Raw genomic sequence first — 1499 nt, 5'->3', positions numbered from 1 at the left:
AGATAGCCCAGCGCCTGACTGATTTCCGGGGGCAGGTTGGTCTGCCGTTGAAGTAATTCCGATGTGCGTAGTGGAATGATTTCTCTGAAAATTGGACTTTTAGGAAGTGTTTTAATGATGTCATCAGGTTCAAAGAATAGTTTGTGGGTTAAAACTGCCAAAGGTACCGTTCTGTTGGAACAAGGAGCGGCTGTTATTCCAAATGATACGTTAGTCGATCTTTCTGCTTATGTGTCTAAAGCTGAGTCTTTAGCCTGTGGCGATGTTTTGGATACGTCTGATAGCAGCTCTGTCTTTCTGGGGAAACCTTCGCTTTCTGGTCGTTCTTATCCGTTTAAATGAATCTGTAATATAGAGGGGCACTGGATTGCCCTTTTATATTACCCAAAATACACGCATATGCAGTTGACCTTCCGTTATTTCATACTAAGGTACACAGTAATAACAAAGGAAAGACGGATAAGGAGATCAAAAATGAAGCCAGGTATCTATGACAATCTGCCAGAAATGGACTACCACGGGGGCGCTGGCCTTTCTGCGTCCACCCTGGTCGAAATGGGCCGTTCCCCTGCCCACTGTAAGGCAAAGCTCGAAGGCCTGCGTGAAAAACGCACACGGGCGCTGGATTTAGGCCAGGCGCTGCATTGTGCGGTGCTGGAGCCTGCCCGCTTTCCTACTGCCTATATAGAGGCACCCAATCCTCTTGACCCGCAATATGCCGGGGTCATCCCGGCGGCAGATGTCAAACTCAAGGAGCACTGTAAAGCCCTCGGTATCACCGGTTACTCCAAGCTGAAAAAGGATGACCTGAAAAAAGCCATCCTTGAGGTGGCTCCGGATAGCCGCTTCTGGGATGAGGTGGTGGCTGATATTGAAACCTCCGCCACAGTGCTGTCGGAAGACGACATGGACCTGTGCCGTGGGCTGATGGCTTCGGTGCAAAACCACGATAAGGCGGCCAGTGCCTTTTCTAAAGGGGTTGCTGAACGGTCTATTTACTGGGAGGACGCGGAAACGGGTATTTTGTGCCGTGGTCGAATGGACTACTACCGTGAAGACCTCGGGATCATCTTCGACCTGAAATCCTGTCTTGATGCCCGCTATAGCAAGTTTCAACGGGATATCATGAACTATCACTACCACAAGAAAGCCTCTTGGTATCTGGACGGGTGTCGTGCGTTGGGTCTGCCTGCGAATGGCTTTGCATGGCTGGCTATCGAAAAGGATCAGCCTTACGCCATCGGGCTGTATATGGCCAGCGATGAAATGCTGCAGTTGGGCCGTTCTGAAATGCGCCTGATGCTGAATCAATTTGCTGAATGCCAGAACTCTGGGATCTGGCCGGGCTATTCCGACGAATTCTGCACCATCGAGTTGCCTGAATGGGCACGAGTCGCTTAATTATCTGTCTGAATAAGGAGTGTTGTTATGGCAGGGAATGCGAAAAAAACACCGGCAAAGCAGCCGGTCGAAACGAAAGAAAAGGCCGCTGCTGGTGG

At 50.2% G+C, this 1499-nt stretch carries 2 protein-coding genes; both read left to right on the top strand.

Going from position 1 to position 1499, the window contains the following annotated elements:
- Positions 1–75: 75 nt before the first annotated feature.
- Positions 76–342: a hypothetical protein gene (locus KDK14_RS01225; RefSeq protein WP_257263194.1), complete on the top strand. Its 267-nt coding sequence runs from the start codon at positions 76–78 to the stop codon at positions 340–342.
- A 132-nt stretch (positions 343–474) separates the two neighbouring features.
- The gene (locus KDK14_RS01220; RefSeq protein ID WP_257263193.1) at positions 475–1401 is read left to right on the top strand and encodes a PD-(D/E)XK nuclease-like domain-containing protein; all 927 of its coding nucleotides are present in this window, start codon (positions 475–477) and stop codon (positions 1399–1401) included.
- Positions 1402–1499 lie beyond the last annotated feature (98 nt).

Origin of the sequence: Endozoicomonas sp. ONNA2, from assembly GCF_024606365.1 — a bacterium.
Classification (GTDB): domain Bacteria; phylum Pseudomonadota; class Gammaproteobacteria; order Pseudomonadales; family Endozoicomonadaceae; genus Endozoicomonas.
Note: the sequence above shows the minus strand (reverse complement) of the source record. Positions and strands in the feature narration are given on the sequence as shown.

Excerpts from the sequence above, each read along its gene's own strand:
- KDK14_RS01225 (WP_257263194.1), top strand. The coding sequence starts at position 76 with ATGATTTCTCTGAAAATTGGACTTTTAGGAAGTGTTTTAATGATGTCA.
- KDK14_RS01220 (WP_257263193.1), top strand. The coding sequence starts at position 475 with ATGAAGCCAGGTATCTATGACAATCTGCCAGAAATGGACTACCACGGG.